This is a genomic window from Trebonia sp. (assembly GCF_049794275.1).
Classification (GTDB): Bacteria; Actinomycetota; Actinomycetes; order Streptosporangiales; family Streptosporangiaceae; genus Trebonia.
In genome coordinates this window covers 1-1,783 of sequence record NZ_JBARCR010000280.1, presented here as the reverse complement: position 1 = coordinate 1,783, position 1,783 = coordinate 1, and the positions used below count along the sequence as shown (strand labels likewise).

Annotated in this window: 2 protein-coding genes; both read left to right on the top strand. The window is 70.3% G+C overall.

Going from position 1 to position 1,783, the window contains the following annotated elements:
* Window positions 1–413: 413 nt before the first annotated feature.
* Window positions 414–1,148: a phosphatase PAP2 family protein gene (locus WA805_RS07950; RefSeq protein ID WP_425238213.1), complete on the top strand. Its 735-nt coding sequence runs from the start codon at window positions 414–416 to the stop codon at window positions 1,146–1,148.
* A gap of 274 nt (window positions 1,149–1,422) precedes the next feature.
* Window positions 1,423–1,783, top strand: a 361-nt coding sequence (locus WA805_RS07945) for an ArsR/SmtB family transcription factor (protein WP_425242009.1), incomplete at its 3' end; no start/stop codon positions are given.

The following is a 1,783-nucleotide window of genomic DNA, read 5'->3' as shown; positions in this document are numbered from 1 at the left end:
TGTCCGGCCGGCCAATCTGGCCGCCCCCGAGTGCTGACCGGGCTCCAAAAGCACACCCGAATGGCTGATATGGGCTCAGCGCGACAGGTGCACCTGAAGGTCCTTGAGCGAAGATTTGGCAGGCGCTGGCAGCGGTGAGGCCAGCCAGGGCGCGACGGCCGACCTCGCCGTGTCACAGCGGTATTACCATGGCCGTAGCCGCTGATCAGCGGCCATGTGCAATCCCCGCCAGCTTCGGGGACGGTCGCGTGAGCCGCTACCATGGCCGGTCATGACATTTGCCCGCCTACGGCAGCGAGGTTCTCGGCGGAGGTGGCCATGGTCTTCATATCCGCGATAAGCCCTCGGGCCGATCGAGCGGCCAGCCGACGGCACCGGGGCCGCCTGGTCGGCGCGCCGGCTGCTTTGTCCCTATGATCTCGCCCGGATCGTGGTGGTGGCCGGACCGCCCGGCCCGGGTTCCGAAGACATGGGCCGCCGGGCTGCTGGCCAGTCTTGGGGTGGTGCTCTTCGCTGCTTCGGCGCTGTCGGTCAAGGCGGGAGCGACCAGCTGGGATGCGCGCCTGTTCCGGATTCTCAACCAGGTGCCGCCGGCCGCCGCCTCGGTGCTGACGCCGTTGTCGCATCTGTTCGAGCCGGCGGGCATCATCGCCGTCGTCCTGCTCACCGTGGTCTACGTCGTGGCCAGAAACCGGAGCGTGCTTCCGGTAGCCGCCGCGGCCGTAGCGGCAGGCGCCGCATGGGTGCTGGCGAATGTGGCGAAGGTCATCGCAGACCGCCCCCGGCCCTACGAGGTAATGGCCGGTGCGGTGCTGCGCCAGCAGCCTGCACACGGCACGAGTTTTCCCTCCAGCCACACCGCTGTCGCCCTGGCGGTAGTCGTCGCGCTCGTGCCGTTCCTGGCCCGGCCGCTGGCCGCGGCGGGGATCGCGTACGCCGGCCTGGTGGGCTGGTCCCGGGTTTACCTGGGGGTGCACTATCCCCTGGACGTCCTGGCCGGAGCTGGTATCGGGATGGCAGTGGGAGGCGTGATCTTGCTGGCCCTCCAGGCGCTGCTCCGCCGCGCATGCCGAGCAGCGAACGGCCACCACGCCCCGGCGGATGCCGGGACCCCCAAGGCCGGCCCCGGGCCCACCGGTGAGCCATAAGACCAGCCGACCCCGCGCGGTCCTGGCCGCCAACCAGTAGTAACGACCGCCGCAGGCGGCGCGCTGCCGAGACCAGCAGGGGACAGGCTCATCATGCCGCGTACACGGAGTTTCCGGTCGCGGGCGGCGTCCCCCGCACCAGGTTCTAGCGGCAGGACGGGAGGAGGAAGGCGGGCAGACTACCGGGGCGGCCGCGCCGGCGCCCTAGCCCCCCGATGCCGCATAGCGGCCCGGCGGATTGACGGATGGGAATTATTGTAATAAATTCCAATGAATGGAGAGTAGTTCAGCAGAGTCGGTGGACCCGAGCCTGCCCGGGACGGGCGCGCCGCGAAAGCCCTGGCATGGGGTGCACAAGGCGCTTGCCGACCCGCTGCGGATACGGCTATGGGAGTGGCTGGCCGAAGCGCCCCGGTCGGCGCGGCAGCTAGCTGACTGCGCCGGACTGCCCGCTGACCGCCTCTACTACCACCTCGGCCAGCTGGAGCGAGCGGGACTGATCGAGGTCGCCGAGTACCGGCCGCTGGCCCGCGGCAAGGTCGAGCGGGTTTACGCGCCCGCGGAGACCGAGCCGCCCGGCGACGACGCCGACCCGGAGGAAACCGCCGCGTTCCTCGGCTCGATGCTGGAGGCCA

Bases quoted from the DNA above. Each gene is read 5' to 3' on its own strand.
- WA805_RS07950 (WP_425238213.1), top strand. From the start codon at position 414: ATGATCTCGCCCGGATCGTGGTGGTGGCCGGACCGCCCGGCCCGGGTT.